Genomic DNA, 18,823 nt, shown 5'->3' with positions numbered 1-18,823 from the left:
GTGGAGAATGTTGAAGAAAATAGCGATTTGGTTGACTGGTGCACTTCTTTTCATGACAAGCTGTTCACAAAATATCAATGACGAAGAAGTTGTGAAAAAGGATAATGAAACCGCAAATCAGGAAAAATCCATTGTTCCAAGCTATCAACTTTCAAAAGAAAATTATAAAATGATTCTGCCATACAAGCCAAGTGCGGCTCGTGGGCTTATCGTCAGTCAAGTAGGAAACCGGTTAGATATTGATGAAATGGAAGAAGGCCTCAGGCGGCATTCCAAGGAGTACTTTGATCCAAGTAAGTATTTGTTCCAAGCTGGTCAAAACCTTTCTAAGGACACTGTGTTGCAATGGCTAGGCAGAGATTTAACAGACAAGCAATTGAAGCAGGCGGTACAGGAAAAACTGGATTCCACAGAAAGTGAAGAAAGCGAAGATGAAATTGCAGAAATAACGAAAAATATAAAGGAAGAAGCAAGTTTGGCGCTAAACCCTGAATTACCAGGTGCTGCAAATGAAGATGGTGCAAGCGAAAGTGCTTACCGGGAAAATCCTAGGTATCTTTCACACATCGTAGAACAGAACTATTTGAAAAAAAATAAGGATAAGTCCGTTAAGTTGGTTGGAATGTCAATAGGACTGGCATTGAAGTCAGAGTATCGTTTTCAGGCAGTAAAGGATGGCCCTTATTTGTATGAAGAAATCAGTGAGGAAGAAATGTTAAAACATGGTAAGCAAATGGCCCAGACAATTCTGGAGCGATTGCGGAAGATGGAAGGATTAGAAGATATACCAATCATGTTTGCCCTATACCGTGAAGAAAAGGAGGGGTCACCGATACCCGGAAATTATGTCGCCAAGGCAGGTGTGAAAGGTAGCGATATGTCAATTGGTGATTGGGAAGCTATTAAAGAAGATTATATCCTGTTCCCATCCGATGAAGCGAAAGAAAAACATTATGATGATTCCCAGCTGGTTGCTAACTTCGCCAACGAAGTAGCTAAGTTTTTCCCTAATTATGTTGGAGTAATTGGTGAAGGATTTTATATTGATGATGAAATGAAGAAGCTGACCCTAGAGATACCCATTGAGTTTTATGGGAAGGGTGAGGTTATTGGATTTTCTCAATATGCTTATGGCCTGGTAAAAGAGATGTTTCCTGATCACTTCGACATTGAGATCAAGGTGACTTCAAGTGATAAACTGGAAAGTCTAATCTATCGAAGTGCAGGCGTTGAAGATCCTACAGTGCATATTTTTCATTAGAAAAGACTAGATTCATTGAACTGTTAGTTTATTTCAGTTAAAATGGAGGGTGGAATCACTCCATCCTTTTTTTCTTGCATTTTATGAAAACGCAATCAATTTATGGAGTAATTATTTTTTAAGGAGGTTTTTTTCATGGTAGTACCGTACAAACACGAACCTTTTACAGATTTCACAGTAGAAGCAAATCAGAAGTTAATGTTAGAGGCAATCAAACAGGTTGAAGCTGATCTTGGTGGGGAATACCCACTTATAATAGGCGGGGAACGTATTACAACTGATGACAAAATTGTTTCTGTTAACCCATCTAAAAAAGATGAGGTCATTGGGTATGTCTCAAAAGCAAACCAAGAATTGGCTGAAAAGGCAATGAAAGTTGCGGATAGCAAATTCGAATCATGGAGAAAGTCAGACCCAAAAATGCGCGCTGACATTTTATTCCGTGCTGCGGCAATTGTACGCCGCCGTAAATTTGAATTTACCGCACACCTTGTTAAAGAAGGCGGAAAACCATGGAAAGAAGCGGACGCTGATACTGCTGAAGCAATTGACTTCATGGAGTATTATGGCCGTCAAATGCTTAAAATTAACGGTGGTACGGAAATTAATAGCCGACCAATCGAATACAATCAATTTAATTACATTCCATTAGGTGTTGGTGTAGTTATTTCACCTTGGAACTTCCTGTTTGCTATCATGGCAGGTACTACTGTTGCAGCAATGGTTACTGGTAACACGGTATTACTTAAACCTGCAAGTGCAACACCTGTGATTGCATATAAATTGATGGAGGTACTAGAAGAAGCGGGAATGCCGGCTGGTGTAGTGAACTACATTCCAGGTTCTGGTAGTGAAGTTGGAGACTATTTGGTCGATCACCCTCGTACACGATTTGTTAGTTTCACAGGTTCAAGAGATGTTGGAACACGCATTTTCGAACGTGCAGCAAAAGTACAAAAGGGTCAAAACTGGCTTAAACGTACAATCATTGAAATGGGCGGTAAAGATACCATCGTGGTTGATAGTGAAGCAGACCTTGAACTAGCGGCAGAATCTATTGTTCAATCAGCATTCGGATTCTCTGGACAAAAATGTTCAGCATGTTCACGTGCAATCATCCACGAAGATGTGTACGATCAAGTGTCTGAACGTGTAGCACAACTTACAAAAGAATTAAGTGCTGGGGATCCATCTGACAACTCGCATTTCATGGGACCAGTAATTGATCAGGCAGCATACGATAAAATCACGAAATATATTGGAATTGGTAAAGAGGAAGGTAAACTTCTTGTTGGTGGTGATGGCGACGACAGTAAAGGCTGGTTTGTAAATCCAACAGTATTTGCTGATCTGGACCCTGAAGCACGAATCATGCAGGAAGAAATTTTTGGACCTGTTGTGGCCCTGGCGAAAGCTAAAGATTTCGATCAGGCTATTGAAATTGCAAATAATACGGATTATGGTTTAACCGGTGCTGTTATTACTAATAACCGTGCACACCAGGAACAAGCACGTGAGGACTTCCACGTTGGGAACTTGTATTTCAACCGTGGCTGTACTGCAGCAATCGTTGGCTATCAGCCATTTGGCGGATTTAAAATGTCAGGAACCGATTCAAAAGCCGGCGGACCAGATTACTTAATCCAACATATGCAAGGTAAAACAACGTCTGAAATGTTTTAAAAATAGTAAACAAGCAAAAATCCCTTTTTAACAAAATTTGTTAGAAAGGGATTTTTTCTGTTGCGAGTTTGTCGCTTACATAATATGGAATTTGTCGGAAGGTGACAGGAAAAATATAACAAATAGCTATATCTTACGTTCTATGTCAATAGACCCAATAGACAATTTTCAACTTTCCTGCAAAATTTATTGTAGAATAAGGGTTTTTGTCATATGGTTAGGAAAGTAGGAAAGTTTTCGTGGGGTTAACACAGATATTAACCTATCAACTTTCCCAATATGAATTATTTGGAAGTGTGGTATTATATAAATATACCATTTCACACAGCAATTTACCCGATTATATCAAAAAGGTGGGTATATAGATGGAGACGGGACCCTTTATTAAATTACAACGGATTAAGCAAGGAATGACACAAGAGGAATTAGCCGAGGGTATTGTTTCCATGTCATACTTGTCCAAAATTGAAAACCAGAAAACGGAACCAAGTTCAGAGGTGATTAGTCTATTATGCACACGGCTTGGTGTACAGCGGGATGATGATAAAGAGGTTAGCATTAAAGAGAAGTGCCAGGAATGGTATGATCTGTTATTTGAAACAAATGATAAACAGGTGATTACCGAAAAGTACGAGGAATTAGAGAGCTTGCTTAGTAATATCCATTCAGACAACTTAATTTTATTTGAGATTCATAGAATTCGATATTATTTGGTGTTAAGTAAATTCGACCTGGCATTGGAACAAATTAATAAACTGAATGAAATCTCCAACACTTTTGATAGTTTACACCAGTTTTACTGGTATAAGTTTAAAGGGAATTATAATTCATCAAATGGAGAGTTCAATCAAGCAATGCGGATGTATAAGCTATCTGAAGAAAAACTGAATCAGATTTCAATCGACGAAGAATATGAAGCAGATCTCCAATATACGATAGCTGTGACACATAGTAAACTTCGAAATACGCTGGAATCCATCGAATATGCAAAAAGGGCCTTAGATACTTTCCAAATTAAGTATAACTTTTTCAGATGTGCCCAGTGCCATATATTATTGGGAATATCACATCGGCGAATCAGTGTTTATGACAAGGCAATAAAGAATTATAACCTAGCATTACATCTGGCAAAGCTGAGTAAAAATAAACAGTTAATACAATTAACAAATCAGAACCTTGGAGTGTTGTATTCCACTAAAGGTGAGGCAAAAGAAGCTATTAAGTTCTTTACCGCAATTGTGGATGATGAAGAAGTTTATATTGGGGAAAGGCTTGCAGCGATTTCTTCCCTAGTGGCGGAATATTATAACTTATATAATATTGATGAAGCAAAAGAAAAAATCGAACAAGGCTACAAATTGATTGAGCAGTTTAAGAACTTTGAAGATTGCAGAGTGTATTATTATATTATTAAATCTTATGATTATGAAATAACCAATCAACACGAGAAGTTTGAAAATATATTAATACAGGAATTTATTCCATATTTAAAGAAACATAAAGATTATGCAAACCTTGTCATATATGCCAGAATGCTTGGCAAACATTATGAGAAGTTACACATATACAAGGAAGCAACAAAGTATTATAAACTAGCTAATTTTGCTTATGATCAAATTACAATTTTGTAATTTGAGGGGAGGGATGAACATGAAGAAGCTTATTGTAAGCGTATCATTAGGTACTTTACTTGCTGCTGGACTTTTCTTCACTATTGACAATCCAACAGATCAAGTAGCTCGTGACATTGAACCAAGCATCTATTCAATTGGTAACCCAACCTTTTAATCAATTGGGTTACGCAGTAATTTTTTACCCTATTACTATATGATGAACTGCCTGAGATAGTGTGGAAGCTATTTCAGGCCTTTTTTTGTTTAATAAACGCAAACAATATCCATGAATTATAACTTTCGCTTTAACACACTACTGCGGCGGGGGACTGTCCCCCTTGCTTATGCACTGCCAACTCTGCTATTATCTATAGTATTGTAAGAGTTATTTGGAGGTGCTTTATTTGGCGGATATTACAAAGGAAAATGTTAAGCATGTTGCGCATTTGGCTAGGCTTGCGATTACCGATGAAGAAGCGGAGAAATTCACCAAGCAATTAAGCAAGATTGTTGATTATGCTGAAATGTTGAATGAACTGGATACAGATGAAATAGAGCCAACAACGCATGTATTGGACTTTAAAAACGTCCTGCGTAAGGATGAACCGAAGCAATGGATTACACAGGAAGAAGCACTGAAAAACGCACCCGATAAAAAAGACGGTCATTTTCGTGTGCCATCTGTCATGGAGTAAGGAGGGAAATACATGTCATTATTTGATTACACAATAAGTGAGCTTGAGCAGAAACTACATAATAAGGAAATAACGGTTACTGATCTTGTCAACGAATCCTATCAACAAATAGAGGCAGTGGATAAGGAAGTACAGGCTTTTTTAACCTTGGATAAGGAAAAAGCACTGGAGAAGGCAAAACAATTGGATGCTGAAAATTCAGATGCCGCGGCATTATTGTTCGGAATGCCTGCTGGGATTAAGGACAATATCGTTACCAAAAATCTACGTACAACATGTGCCAGTCAATTTTTGGACAACTTTACTGACCCTTTATACGATGCAACCGTTGTGAAAAGCCTAGACGAAGCAAAAGCTGTCAACATTGGAAAATTAAATATGGATGAATTTGCGATGGGTTCATCGAATGAAAATTCAAGCTATGCCGCAACCAGAAATCCATGGAACACGGATTATGTTCCGGGGGGGTCAAGCGGCGGTTCCGCAGCTGCAGTAGCGGCTGGAGAAGTCCTATTTTCACTTGGTTCTGATACCGGTGGATCAATTCGCCAACCGGCAGCATTCTGTGGTGTTGTCGGATTGAAACCTACGTATGGCCGTGTTTCCAGATTCGGTCTTGTGGCTTTCGCATCATCACTTGACCAAATTGGACCATTAACCAGAACTGTTGAGGATAGTGCTCGTGTATTGGAAGTAATTGCTGGACGCGATGCAATGGATTCCACTAGTGCTGATATTGAGGTCCCTAGATTTACTGATGCTTTAACAGGCGATGTAAAGGGTCTTAAAATTGCTGTACCGAAAGAATACTTAGGAGAAGGTGTGTCAAAGGAAGTTAAAGATACCATTATGGAGGCATTAAAGGTGTATGAATCACTTGGTGCAGAATGGGAAGAAGTTTCTTTACCACATACAAAATATGCAGTTGCAGCGTACTACCTGCTAGCTTCATCAGAGGCATCTGCCAACCTGGCAAGGTTTGATGGTGTTCGTTATGGTGTTCGTTCCGAGAAGGCAACAAATATGTTGGACATGTTCAAGATGTCCCGCAGCGAAGGATTTGGTGATGAGGTAAAACGTCGTATTATGCTCGGAACCTATGCATTATCCTCAGGTTATTATGATGCATTTTATAAAAAGGCACAAAAGGTACGAAAGCTAATTAATAATGACTTTGAGCGTGTATTTGAACAATACGATGTCGTTATTGGGCCAACAACACCGACACCAGCATTTAAAGTTGGTGAGAAAACGGATGATCCATTGACCATGTATACCAATGATATTTTAACAATTCCAGTTAACCTTGCTGGTATTCCTGGTATTTCCGTTCCATGTGGATTTTCAGAAAATGGTCTGCCAATCGGACTGCAAATTATTGGAAAACATTTTGATGAAGAAATGATTTTCCGCGCAGCACACGCATATGAACAAGCTACTGACCATCATACTAAACGACCTCAACTTGGAGGTGCTAACTAATGAACTTTGAAACAGTTATTGGACTTGAAGTACATGTTGAATTAAAAACGGCTTCGAAAATCTTTAGCCCGAGCCCTAACCAGTTCGGTGCGGAACCGAATACAAATGTGAACCCGATTGATCTGGGTTATCCGGGCGTTTTACCGGTCTTAAATGAAGAAGCAGTTAACTATGCAATGAAAGCTTCGATGGCACTTAATTGTGAAATAGCAACAGACACGAAGTTTGACCGTAAAAACTACTTCTATCCGGACAATCCAAAAGCCTACCAAATTTCCCAGTTCGATAAACCAATTGGTGAAAACGGCTGGATTGAAATTGAGGTAAATGGTAAGAAGAAACGGATTGGTATCACTCGTCTGCACATGGAAGAGGATGCAGGAAAGCTGACACATGGTGATGATGGATATTCGTTAGTCGACTTTAACCGTCAGGGAACGCCATTAGTCGAAATCGTTTCGGAACCTGATATGAGCTCACCGGAAGAAGCGTATGCGTATCTGGAAAAACTGAAAAACATTATTCAATATACAGGTGTTTCTGATTGTAAAATGGAAGAAGGATCACTAAGATGTGACGCCAATATTTCCATCCGTCCAATCGGACAAAAAGAGTTCGGTGTTAAATCGGAATTAAAAAACCTAAATTCTTTTGCATTCGTCCAAAAAGGATTGGAATTTGAAGAGAAGCGTCAGGAAAAAGTGCTGCTTGCTGGCGGAGAAATTTTACAGGAAACTCGTCGTTATGATGAAAAGACAAAAGAAACTATCCTTATGCGTGTAAAAGAAGGATCCGACGACTATCGTTATTTCCCTGAACCGGATTTGGTTCATATGCATATTAGTGATGAATGGAAGGAACGTATTCGTGAGCAAATCCCAGAATTACCTGATGCACGAAAAGAACGGTTTGTGAAGGAACTTGAATTGCCTGAATACGATGCGGCGGTTATCACGAATTCAAAAGAAATGGCCGACTTCCTTGAAGAAACAATCGCACAAGGTGCAGACACAAAGCAAGCGTCGAACTGGCTAATGGGTGCTGTATTTGAATACATGAATAAACATCAAAAGGATCTGCATGATTTAGCACTTACGCCACAAGCTCTTGGTAAAATGATTCGTTTGATTGAAGATGGAACCATTTCATCCAAAATCGCAAAAAAGGTATTTGCCGAGTTAGTTGATAAAGGTGGAGATCCGGAACAAATAGTTAAAGATAAAGGACTTGTTCAAATCTCGGATGAGGGTCAATTACGTGAGATTATCACGAAGATTTTAGACGATAATGAACAATCCATCATCGACTTTAAAAACGGCAAGGATCGCGCATTAGGCTTTTTAGTCGGACAAGTGATGAAACAAACCAAAGGACAGGCAAACCCACCGATGGTTAACAAAATCCTGCTTGACGAAATGAATAAACGGTAAATATTGGATAGGGCTACCCTCGCTTGAGTAGGGTAGTCTATTTTTGCTCTTAATAGCTCCCTAGAAAAAATATCAGCTTTAAACCTTTTCAAATTGCTCCAAAAGGACTATGATAGTCTTTGGACGTGTAACGGATCTATTCCACTAAGTCTGTAAGTGTACATTAGAGGGAGGGGACCTTATGAAACGGGCCCGTATTATTTATAATCCTACATCTGGCCGTGAGGCATTTAAAAGGGAATTACCAGCCGTTTTAGAACGGTTTGAAATAGCAGGATATGAAACATCCACCCATGCAACGACATGTGAAGGTGATGCAGTAACGGCTGCCAGGACAGCAGTTGAAAGGCGTTATGATCTCGTTGTCGCAGCTGGTGGAGATGGCACGATAAATGAAGTGATCAATGGTCTGGCTGAACAGGAATTTAGACCAAAGCTTGGAATTATTCCAGTTGGGACAACCAATGACTTTGCTCGTGCATTGTGTATCCCAAGAGATATAAAGAAGGCAGTCGATGTTATTTTAGATGGTCAATCGATGTCCCTTGATATTGGGCGTGTTAACGATCGCTATTTCATGAATATCGCCGGTGGAGGAAAACTTACCGAGTTGACGTATGAAGTGCCAAGCAGGTTAAAAACGATGCTTGGACAGCTTGCCTACTATATGAAAGGGATTGAAATGCTGCCATCACTAAGAGCAACCCGAGTGAAAATTGAGTATGATGGACAAGTTCTTGATGAAGACATCATGTTATTCTTGGTATCAAACACAAATTCTGTAGGCGGTTTTGAGAAGCTTGCACCGGATGCAAGATTTGATGATGGATACTTTGATTTAATTATCCTGAAGAAGATGAATCTCGCTGAATTTATCCGTATCGCTAGCCTAGCATCAAGAGGCGCCCATTTGGATGACAAGCATGTCATTTATACGCAAGCGAAAAACATCAAAGTAACACCAGAGGACAAAATGCAGCTGAATATCGATGGTGAATTTGGCGGATTATTGCCTGGTGAATTTACTAACCTAAATAAACACATTGAGTTTTTTGTAACAGATAAATTTGTGGAGAAACAAAAGATTGCTAATTCATAGCAGTCTTTTTTCATGGGAAAATGTATTTGTGGTAAAATAAGACTAAATATACGCTCTCTCTTGGGAAAGGAGATTCTGATGTGACTTTGCCAGAAGAAAAGAAAGTAAGTCTAAGTGAATTTTATCATCTAAGAGAAAAAACGGATAAACAAATGGAGTATATAGGAGGGGTGGTTTTTATGGCCCCTTCCCCTTCAATTGCGCATCAGCGAATTTCTGGGCGATTACATGCACAATTGTTCAACCTGTTAGAAGACAAAGATTGTGAAGTCTTTCATGCACCATTAGACGTAGAATTTAGTGAAGGTGATGGTGAGGAGAAGAAAATTGTTATTCCTGATCTGACAGTTATTTGTGACAGGGAAGGTCTAGAGAATAATAAGTATAGTGGTGCTCCCACCATCATTATTGAAATAATTAGCCCATCTAATCAGTCACATGATTTAGTGACAAAGTTGAATTTATATATGCAATATGGCGTGAAGGAGTACTGGATTGTTAACCCGTTATTAAACACGGTCCAAGTCTATTCTCTGAATGATGAAGGAAACTATCAGCAATCGGATATAGCTAAGAATGTAGGCACAGTTCAATCCAAGGTATTAGCAGCGTTCGTTGTAGAAGTTGAGAAACTCTTTAGATAGGAAAAAGGCCCACATTACGTAAAGGAAGGTATTCATGCCAAAACAATCAGCACCAGTAAAGAAGAACGAAACGATCACCTTAACATTTGAAGATCTAACACATGAAGGAAATGGTGTAGGTAAAATAAATGGCTATCCGCTATTTGTCCCAAACGCATTGCCGGGTGAAGAAGCAACGGTAAAAGTGGTAAAGGCTAATAAAAACTTTGGGTTCGGTAAGTTGCTTGAACTGAAAACAAAAAGCGAAGAACGGGTTGAACCTGTGTGTCATGTCCATTGTAACGGATGCGGTCTTCAACATATGAGCTACCAACTGCAGCTATGGATGAAAATGAACCAAGTTAAAAATTCCATGAAAAAGGTAGCGCATCTGGAGCATGTACCAGTACATCCGATCATTGGAATGGAACACCCATTGCATTACCGGAATAAAGTGCAGATCCCAGTTGGTGAGAAAGACGGAAAACTGATAACTGGATTTTATCAAAAACGCAGTCACCGCATTATCGAAAATACCGAAACATGTACCACACACAATGAAGTCATTAACGATGTCGTAAAGACGGTTCGAGAAACTGCCAATCGCCTTGGCATAAGAGCATATAATGAGCAGAACCATCGTGGTGTCTTGCGCCATATTATGGTGCGGACGGGTGAAGAAACAAAAGACATCATGGTCGTGATCGTAACACGCACAGACAAATTGCCGCACAAGGATGAGTTGATTAAAGAATTGACGGAAACGTATCCGAACATGAAATCAATTATTCATAATGTAAATGCGAAGCGGACGAACGTTATCCTAGGTGAAAAGACAACAGTGGTTTGGGGGGACGAGTACATTCACGACAAGATCGGCGATATTACTTTTGCCATTTCAGCTAAATCCTTTTACCAGGTGAATCCATCCCAAACAAAAACGCTGTATGAAAAAGCATTGGAGTATGCGGACATCAGCAACAATGATGTCGCCATTGACGCATATTGCGGAATCGGGACAATCTCATTATTCCTGGCACAAAAAGCGAAGAAGGTGTACGGTGTAGAAATTGTTCCGGAAGCAATTAGTGACGCAAAGAAAAATGCCAGGCTAAACGGAATTACCAATGCAGATTTTTTTGTAGGGGAAGCGGAAAAAGTAATGCCATGGTGGACGTCACAGGGGCTGGAACCAGACGTGATAGTGGTAGATCCGCCACGTAAAGGCTGTGACGAAGCATTGTTGAAGGCGATGATTGAAATGAAGCCGAAGCGGATCGTCTATGTATCTTGTAATCCGTCCACGCTGTCCCGTGATCTTCGGATATTAGAAGATGGGGGATATGAGACAAGGGAAGTACAGCCTGTTGATATGTTCCCGCAGACTGGGCATGTGGAGTGTGTTTGTTGGCTGGAAAGAAAAGCGTCTAGTTAAAATAAACAAGAACAAACATTTTCGATCCGGATACGGTTTTAAATAAATAGATGTCAAGAAATAAATTAAACAGGGTACTAAAACTTATGTCGTCTAGGGTGAGGTAAAAGAATCCACCTTAGTCGGCTTTTTTTTGTGATTAATTTCTTACATCCCTAAAAGCATTAATATAGTTGACAATTAGTCTAATTAGACTATAATAGTTAAATGTCACAAGTCTAATTAGACTAATTACAAAGTTAGTAGTTTTAATATCTTGGTTAAGCTACTGAAACAGCGAATTAAAAAGTTAATCGGTATTTATTGGTAACAAAATTGATTCATAAATATTAAATAAAAAGAAAGGATGAAAAAAATGGTTAAATCGTTTTTAATGTTAGGGCAGTCGAATATGGCTGGACGGGGATTTATTCATGAAGTAATCCCGATTTATAATCAAAGAATCCAAATGTTGCGTAATGGTAGATGGCAAATGATGACTGAGCCTATCAATTATGACCGTCCTGTTTCGGGAATAAGTCTGGCTGGTTCATTTGCAGATGCATGGTGTCGTCAAAATCAAGAAGATACTATTGGCTTAATTCCTTGTGCAGAAGGTGGAAGCTCACTGGATGAATGGGCAGTAGATCAAGCCCTTTTCAGACATGCAATAACGGAAGCTAAATTTGCTATGCGGAATAGTGAGTTAACAGGAATTCTATGGCATCAAGGGGAAAGTGATAGTGTAAATGGCAATTACAAAGTCTATTACAAAAAATTACTTTTAATTATTGAGGCTCTTAGAAGGGAGTTGAATGCTCCGGATATCCCTCTCATTATTGGCGGTTTAGGAAACTTTTTAGGCAAAGAGGGATTTGGGAAAAACTGTACGGAATACAACTTTATTAATCAAGAGTTACAAAAATTTGCTTTTGATCAAGATAATTGTTACTTTGTCACAGCATCAGGCTTAACATCCAACCCTGATGGTATTCATATTGACGCAATTTCCCAAAGAAAATTTGGTATAAGATATTTTGAAGCTTTTTCTAATAAGCAACATGTATTGAAGCCATTATTTAATGAAAATGAGATGATAAATCTTAATCATGCCAGAACACTTACCAAGGCAGAAAAAATGTATATAAAAAGTATGGATTTGGCGTTGGGAAAAATATCGTATGCAGAATTCGAAGCTCAGCTCATCCAGCTCAACAATGGTTAAGCTTTTAACAAGGAATAACCATACTTTAATGAAAAATTTAAAGAAGGTGTTTTTTTGATACCATTACTAATTTTAGGTTTATTAAAACAAAATCCAGGTTCTTACGGATACGAATTATTGGCCCTTATGGATGAGAGACATTATAAATATATTGTTAATTTCACTAAAGGGTCATTCTACTATAATCTTCAACAATTAGAAGAAAAGCAATATATTAAAAAAGTTGACCAATTAGACAACACTAGGGAGACGCGTAATTATATTATCACTGAACTAGGGGATAATGAATTTGAAAAATTAATGTACAAGTATGGCTCTAAGACAGAGTATATAAACTTGTCTTTTTATGCAGCAATGTTGTTTACTGATGAATATAAAAGCGAGGAGCTAACAAAACTAATAGAAATTCAAATCGAACAAACTAAAAAGAAAATTTCCCTATTAGAACAATCTATTCAGTATGAAACAATTCCTGCTTATTTTAAAAAAATGCTGGAAAATTCCCTTTCTCACCATTTAGTAAATGTTCAATGGTTTGAAGGACTGTTAAAAGAAATAAGAAATGAAAACTAATTTTTCCAATAGGGCCGGGACACGAACGTAACGTACCCCCACCTACTAACTAAAGAGTTCCAACAATGTGAAGTAGGAACCTATCCCTGTGTGTCTCGTATCACCTCATCTACCAATTTTCATTGCACTTTTTATTTGATAATATTAAAATGTATAATGTTCAAAACTTACTATAGTTTGATAAAAAGTGCTTAGGCACGGTATAGGTGTAAAAGAAGCAGGGACATCTTTGCTTTTTAGGTTGCATTTTAAGAAATGTATAAGTCGTATAAGAAAATCTAAGGCTATCGCTATTAGTTCTTGGTGATGAGCCAAGATTTTCTAAAGGGACATGAATTAGCCTGAAGTTCTAAAATGAGAGGGTTTGAATTTGAATATGATAGATAATTTTTGGCGTGATTTACCACGACCGTTTTTTATACTTGCACCAATGGAAGATGTGACGGATGTTGTTTTCCGCCATGTAGTGACCGAAGCAGCCAGACCTGATGTGTTTTTTACAGAGTTTACAAACACGGAGAGTTATTGTCACCCTGAGGGGAAACAAAGTGTGCGTGGACGTTTGACCTTTACGGAGGATGAACAACCACTTGTAGCGCATATATGGGGGATAAGCCTGAATACTTTCGGCAAATGAGTATTGGTATGAAAAAACTTGGATTCATGGGTGTTGATATCAATATGGGCTGTCCAGTAGCTAATGTGGCAGGTAATGGTAAGGGATGTGGCCTTATCCGTCGTCCAGAAGTTGCAGCAGATATAATACAAGCAGCTAAAGCAGGGGGATTGCCTGTAAGTGTGAAGACAAGGCTTGGTTATACGGAGGTAGACGAATGGCATGACTGGCTGACACACCTATTGAAACAAGACATTGTTAATCTTACCATTCATCTGCGTACAAAAAGGGAAATGAGCAAGGTAGATGCTCATTGGGAACTAATCCCGGAGATTAAGAAACTTCGTGACCAGGTGGCACCAGATACACTTTTGACGATTAATGGGGATATCCCTGACCGCCAAACTGGCTTGAAGCTGGCTGATCAATACGGTGTTGATGGAGTTATGATTGGGCGTGGTGTTTTTAAAAATCCATTTGCCTTTGAAAAGCAGCCAAAAGATCATACTAGTAAAGAATTGCTTGATCTCTTACGGTTACAGCTGGATCTCCATGATAAATATTCAAAATTAGAACATCGTCCGATTAAACCTCTTCGTCGCTTTTTTAAGATATATGTTCGTGGATTTCGAGGGGCAAGTGAATTAAGAAATCAATTGATGAGCACGGAGTCAACAGATGAAGTGCGGGCATTGCTTGATAAATTCCCTATTGAAGATAAAAGCGAGGTAGGCCGTTAAACTGATTTGACCCCAAATGGTAAAAAAAGTAGATGAAAAACAAGAAAACCATGTCATTCCAGACATGGTTTTCAATTTATTTAGCAAATCGATGATTCCCAATTGTAACTGTCACATCACGTGAAAATATCCAGTCACTTGTAGATATTTCCGGATTATAGAAGTATAAGGATCCTTGTCCTTGACCTTTGAATGCGATTGCTTCATTGACAGCTTTCATTGATTCTGCCCCCGCGGGTTGGTTGATTGCCCCGTTTTTAACAGGTGTGAATGCATAGTGTCCACCTTCGCGCTCATAAACAACTCCCTCAACTGTGTCAGGGAACTTATTGCTATCAACTCGATTTAGGATCACGGTCGCAACTGCAACCTTTCCGGCGTATGGTTCTCCTTTAGCTTCCGCGTGGACAAGCTGTGCCATCAATTGTTTATCCTCATAGGAGATATCATTTGGAATACTAATCATTTCTCCTGCATATAAAAGGCTCCCAGAACGATTATTTGCTATTTGTAAGTTTGATAGACTAACGTCAAACTTATGCGAAATTGACCAGAATGACTCGCCTTCTTTAACTGTATACGATGCAGCGTTCGCAGCCATTGGAAGGGCTAATACGCTGATAGATAATATAATGACAAAAAATAATTTCTTGTGATTGTACAATTCGTAACCCCCTAGTAGTTTTTAGCTCTCTTCTAGAAGGTTACTAAATGTAACACAGTTTAGCATTATCCAATATATGACTATAAAACTTTTGATCAGTAACCCCGTTACCACTCATGTAATGGCCTTGGTTATGGAAGTTTTTACCTAGCTTTGGAAAAATACAAAAATTGAATGAACTGGTAAGGAAAGGATGGTATATAACAAAATATTTCAGGATTGTTACATGACTACTGGATTATACATCTTATCCAATCAGTGGTTTCAAACTAAAATAATTCAATGCTTGATTGACATCATGGATAGTATAAATTCCCTTCTCCAAGCAGAACTGGACCACCAAGTCAGATGTATCACTATCCGAAAAGGAATAACCAGCTGAGGCTAGAAGTGTATCGGTTTTATCTTTATTTAATTCTAGTGCTAAGGCGAGTGCGATAATCACATTTTTCCTTGGCCGGTAGTTTGGATTGGATCGTATTTTTGAAAAATGCTTGCGGTCCATTCCGGCTTTATGATAAATTTCAGGGTCACTTGCCCCCGTTTGATCGATAAAACGAAACAGAATTTGTTTAAAGGATGGTTTACGATTGTTATTTATAAAAACATCTAATTCATTCTCACTTACTTCTTTTATGATTCTACTCTCATTATAAAGAGCTTCATTATACACAACGAATCTATCTTCGCGGCTTTCTATATACTCCTGCAATTCCTTCAAAATCTTTTTCTTAAGCATATTGTGTACCTCCCAAAATGTCGCTAAGCAGGCGACCACATGATGGATAAATTCAGCTACTATTATATCATGAGGAGGATGGTTAATATGAATGCGAAGCGGACGGAAATTATCTTTTTGCTTGATCGCAGCGGGTCAATGGCTGGCCTTGAAAGTGACACCATTGGCGGGTTTAATGCCTTAATTGAAAAACAGTGTAACCTGCAGGGTGAAACAATTTTATCAGTGGTACTTTTTGATGATCAGTATGAAGTACTTTGGAATGGTGTTGACGCAAGAATCGCCAGACTGACGAATAAGGAATATTATGTAAGAGGATGTACTGCCCTGCTTGATGCAGTAGGGAGGACTATTCTGGATGTTGGGCAAAGGTTATCAAGGACAAGTGAAGAAAAAACGCCTGGTAAGGTACTATTTGTGATTACGACGGATGGTATGGAAAACGCGAGTCGTGAATTCACCCACAAGAAAATTAAAGAAATGATCTGTCATCAGGAGGGAAAATACGGGTGGGAATTTCTTTTCGTCGGTGCCAATATGGATGCTATAAAAGAAGCGGGTAATGTGGGAATTTGCATGGAAAATGCCTACAGCTTTGATACTTCAGGTGTAGGTGTGGAAAAAATGTATTCCATGGTTAACGAAGAGTTATCAGTCAGACGGCAAAGTTAATTGCTAGAATTGGAGAAGGACAACAGCAATGATCAATATACAAAAGATTATACCAGTAAACAATAAAGAGTTAACACGTGAAGTGCTAGCTTCTTTAATATCTTTCCAATTGACTGGTTTAATGCCGCTGAGCCAAAACACAATAATGGCTGACAACAGGATTGAATTGACATTGATTAACAGTAATAGCAACGGTTGAATGGCCGACTGGAGTTGAAAGGCTCCTAGCGTCATACCTAAGACAATTGCAGGGGGTAATAAAGCTAATGAGATCATTACCCCTACTAATTGTCCTTGGGATCGTTTAACAAAAGAAATAGCTCCCGCAGCACCAGCGGAAATTGCAACTACTATATCTAGAATGTGAACCTTGGTCTGGGAGATAAATTCGTTACTGCCTGTAGGAAGAGGAATAAAGAATCCTAATAAAGCCGCAATAGTAATCGAAATGAATAGACCGAACATTGCTGTGACAATTGACTGACGAATCAGCTTTTTTTCACCAAGTACAGAGGAAAAGGAAACCCCCGTGATAGGTTTCATTGAAGGGTCAATAATATTTGCGCCTAAAACTAAACCTGGGCTATTTTGTATAATTCCAACAGCTGCCACAAGTGCAGCAAAAACGGTAAACCAGGAAAAACTGCTGCTAATTTTACTTGAATTTTCAACAACGGAAAGTAACTCGAGTCTACTGGCCCTCTCAAATTCATCCTTATTATCATTTGGGGTATTTTTTTCATGATATTTACTAGGAATGTACGCTTTAATTGTATAAAGTAAGGCATCAAATTGGCTGTGTTCATCTGAAGCCAATTTTTCAAGGTGATTTAAAATTTTTTCTGCAGCTTGTTTTTCAACGAGAATCCGAATGTGTACCTCGTCGTTTAAATGTGATACCCAATAGGAGGTATAAGAAAAGTTTTGTAGTAGATCATTTTCAAAGTTGACATTCCCGGGTGCATATATCTCAATTAACTGAAGCTCCATATCAAAATCCCCTCATATTGTTCTTGATTATACAATACTATTTATTCTAACCGAATTTTCCAGTTGTAGTCCTTGCGATAAGTATAGAAAACAAATCTTCCAGAATTGAAAGTTGTGAAGAGTATAAAAAAGGACTAAGCTTATTCCTGTAACTACTTTATTTAAAAAGCACAGTGCAGTGGAGGGGGAATTGAAATTGACTAATAAAAACGCTTTATTTGACGCATTTAAACAAACAAAGTATCAGGTGGCTGGGCATGGTCCGAGAAACATTCAAGTACTAAAAGATGCACTTGAAAATGTGGACGGGGAACAGGAAAGTGATATGTATGGAAATGGCAAGATTATAGAAGATTTTCAAGATAAAATAGCAAATTACTTAGGTAAGGAATCAACAGTATTTTTTCCAAGCGGAACAATGGCGCAGCAAATTGCACTAAGAATTTGGTGTGATGATAAAGGTATAAAAAAAGTGGCCTATCATCCATTATGTCATATGGAAATTCATGAACAGGATGGGCTAAAAAAATTGCATCATATTGAACCTGTCCTATTAGCAGACAAAGACAGCGTTATTCGATTGGAAGATGTAGTGAACATGGAATCAGACGTTGCTTGCATATTACTTGAGTTGCCGCAACGTGAGATTGGTGGGCAGTTACCAGATTATCAGACCCTCGAACGTATTTCTGCATACTGCCGGAATAATGGCATTAAGATTCATTTAGATGGAGCCAGACTTTTCGAGATCTTACCTTATTATCAAAAGTCAGCTGCCGAAGTATGTGAGCTGTTTGATAGTGTTTATATTTCTATTTACAAAGGAATTGGTGGAATTGCAGGGGCAATTTTGGCCGGTGAAAAGGACTTTACAGAGAAATCAAAAGTATGGAAAAGGCGTCATGGCGGGGATCTGATTAGCTTTTATCCGTACATAGTCAGTGCTGATTATTATTTTGACCAGCATGCAGATAAAATGAATCAGTACTATGAAGAAGCGAAAGAACTTGCTGCATTTTTTAATGAATGTGGTTCTGTTTCGACAAAGCCAAATATTCCAGTCTCGAATATGTTTCATGTCCATTTTGATATGGCGAAAGAAGATGTTGTACCAGTACTACTATCGGTTTATAAAGAAACCGGGGTTGGCTTGGCTGGAAATTTACAAGAGACAAGTGATAAGAAGTGCTATTTTGAAATAAGCATCGGGAATAAGTACTCAACTATACCTAAGGAAACCTTGCGGAAAGTATTTCAGATGCTTGATGAAAAAGTAAAGTAATTAACTACTTTTTCAATTGACT

17 protein-coding genes and 1 pseudogene are annotated in these 18,823 nt (G+C 38.5%); 15 read left to right on the top strand and 3 right to left on the bottom strand.

Annotated features, from left to right (window positions below):
* Window positions 1-7 precede the first annotated feature (7 nt).
* The 13 genes and pseudogenes from CFK37_RS02650 to CFK37_RS02595 all read left to right on the top strand — a co-directional run bounded on the left by CFK37_RS02650 (window position 8) and on the right by CFK37_RS02595 (window position 14,454).
* Window positions 8-1,261 carry a CamS family sex pheromone protein gene (locus tag CFK37_RS02650; protein ID WP_245837296.1) on the top strand — a complete coding sequence of 418 codons (1,254 nt, stop codon included), beginning with the start codon at window positions 8-10 and terminating at the stop codon, window positions 1,259-1,261.
* Between the two features lie 135 nt (window positions 1,262-1,396).
* The gene (pruA, locus tag CFK37_RS02645) at window positions 1,397-2,944 is read left to right on the top strand and encodes an L-glutamate gamma-semialdehyde dehydrogenase (RefSeq protein ID WP_089060444.1); all 1,548 of its coding nucleotides are present in this window, start codon (window positions 1,397-1,399) and stop codon (window positions 2,942-2,944) included.
* Window positions 2,945-3,309: 365 nt separating this feature from the next.
* Complete coding sequence (locus CFK37_RS02640) at window positions 3,310-4,575, top strand: helix-turn-helix domain-containing protein (RefSeq protein ID WP_089060443.1); 1,266 nt, start codon at window positions 3,310-3,312, stop codon at window positions 4,573-4,575.
* A gap of 13 nt (window positions 4,576-4,588) precedes the next feature.
* The gene (locus tag CFK37_RS19840) at window positions 4,589-4,732 is read left to right on the top strand and encodes a hypothetical protein (RefSeq protein ID WP_157724781.1); all 144 of its coding nucleotides are present in this window, start codon (window positions 4,589-4,591) and stop codon (window positions 4,730-4,732) included.
* Between the two features lie 229 nt (window positions 4,733-4,961).
* Complete coding sequence (gene gatC, locus CFK37_RS02635) at window positions 4,962-5,252, top strand: Asp-tRNA(Asn)/Glu-tRNA(Gln) amidotransferase subunit GatC (protein WP_089060442.1); 291 nt, start codon at window positions 4,962-4,964, stop codon at window positions 5,250-5,252.
* Window positions 5,253-5,264: 12 nt separating this feature from the next.
* Window positions 5,265-6,734 (top strand): Asp-tRNA(Asn)/Glu-tRNA(Gln) amidotransferase subunit GatA, encoded by a 1,470-nt coding sequence (gene gatA / locus CFK37_RS02630; RefSeq protein ID WP_089060441.1) that lies wholly within the window; start codon window positions 5,265-5,267, stop codon window positions 6,732-6,734.
* Window positions 6,734-8,164 carry an Asp-tRNA(Asn)/Glu-tRNA(Gln) amidotransferase subunit GatB gene (gatB, locus tag CFK37_RS02625; RefSeq protein ID WP_089060440.1) on the top strand — a complete coding sequence of 477 codons (1,431 nt, stop codon included), beginning with the start codon at window positions 6,734-6,736 and terminating at the stop codon, window positions 8,162-8,164. Before gatA ends, gatB begins: the two co-directional genes overlap by 1 nt.
* A gap of 181 nt (window positions 8,165-8,345) precedes the next feature.
* A complete protein-coding gene (locus CFK37_RS02620; RefSeq protein ID WP_089060439.1) occupies window positions 8,346-9,263 on the top strand; it encodes a diacylglycerol kinase in 918 nt (305 codons plus the stop codon).
* 80 nt (window positions 9,264-9,343) lie between these two features.
* On the top strand, window positions 9,344-9,907 hold the full coding sequence (locus CFK37_RS02615) for a Uma2 family endonuclease (RefSeq protein ID WP_089060438.1): 564 nt from the start codon (window positions 9,344-9,346) through the stop codon (window positions 9,905-9,907).
* A gap of 34 nt (window positions 9,908-9,941) precedes the next feature.
* The gene (rlmD, locus tag CFK37_RS02610) at window positions 9,942-11,321 is read left to right on the top strand and encodes a 23S rRNA (uracil(1939)-C(5))-methyltransferase RlmD (protein WP_089060437.1); all 1,380 of its coding nucleotides are present in this window, start codon (window positions 9,942-9,944) and stop codon (window positions 11,319-11,321) included.
* 355 nt (window positions 11,322-11,676) lie between these two features.
* Entirely contained in the window at window positions 11,677-12,525 is an 849-nt protein-coding gene (locus tag CFK37_RS02605) for a sialate O-acetylesterase (protein WP_089060436.1), read from the top strand.
* A 54-nt stretch (window positions 12,526-12,579) separates the two neighbouring features.
* The gene (locus CFK37_RS02600) at window positions 12,580-13,098 is read left to right on the top strand and encodes a PadR family transcriptional regulator (protein ID WP_089060435.1); all 519 of its coding nucleotides are present in this window, start codon (window positions 12,580-12,582) and stop codon (window positions 13,096-13,098) included.
* A 376-nt stretch (window positions 13,099-13,474) separates the two neighbouring features.
* Window positions 13,475-14,454: pseudogene (locus CFK37_RS02595) on the top strand (tRNA dihydrouridine synthase).
* A gap of 76 nt (window positions 14,455-14,530) precedes the next feature.
* Here the strand turns inward: CFK37_RS02595 and CFK37_RS02590 are convergent.
* On the bottom strand, window positions 14,531-15,118 hold the full coding sequence (locus CFK37_RS02590) for a cell wall hydrolase (protein ID WP_245837295.1): 588 nt from the start codon (window positions 15,116-15,118) through the stop codon (window positions 14,531-14,533).
* Window positions 15,119-15,365: 247 nt separating this feature from the next.
* On the bottom strand, window positions 15,366-15,857 hold the full coding sequence (locus tag CFK37_RS02585; RefSeq protein ID WP_089060434.1) for a hypothetical protein: 492 nt from the start codon (window positions 15,855-15,857) through the stop codon (window positions 15,366-15,368).
* Window positions 15,858-15,944: 87 nt separating this feature from the next.
* Between CFK37_RS02585 and CFK37_RS02580 the strand changes: the two genes are divergently transcribed.
* Window positions 15,945-16,529: a vWA domain-containing protein gene (locus CFK37_RS02580; protein ID WP_089060433.1), complete on the top strand. Its 585-nt coding sequence runs from the start codon at window positions 15,945-15,947 to the stop codon at window positions 16,527-16,529.
* Window positions 16,530-16,532: 3 nt separating this feature from the next.
* On the opposite strand, the gene CFK37_RS02575 is transcribed toward CFK37_RS02580, so the two are convergent.
* Complete coding sequence (locus CFK37_RS02575) at window positions 16,533-17,519, bottom strand: TIGR00341 family protein (RefSeq protein WP_089060432.1); 987 nt, start codon at window positions 17,517-17,519, stop codon at window positions 16,533-16,535.
* A gap of 196 nt (window positions 17,520-17,715) precedes the next feature.
* Between CFK37_RS02575 and CFK37_RS02570 the strand changes: the two genes are divergently transcribed.
* Window positions 17,716-18,801, top strand: a complete 1,086-nt coding sequence (locus CFK37_RS02570; RefSeq protein ID WP_089060431.1) for a threonine aldolase family protein — start codon at window positions 17,716-17,718, stop codon at window positions 18,799-18,801.
* Window positions 18,802-18,823: the final 22 nt, after the last annotated feature.

It is taken from the genome of Virgibacillus phasianinus (assembly GCF_002216775.1).
Lineage (GTDB): Bacteria > Bacillota > Bacilli > Bacillales > Amphibacillaceae > Virgibacillus_F > Virgibacillus_F phasianinus.
This window is presented reverse-complemented; position numbering and strand designations above follow the sequence as displayed.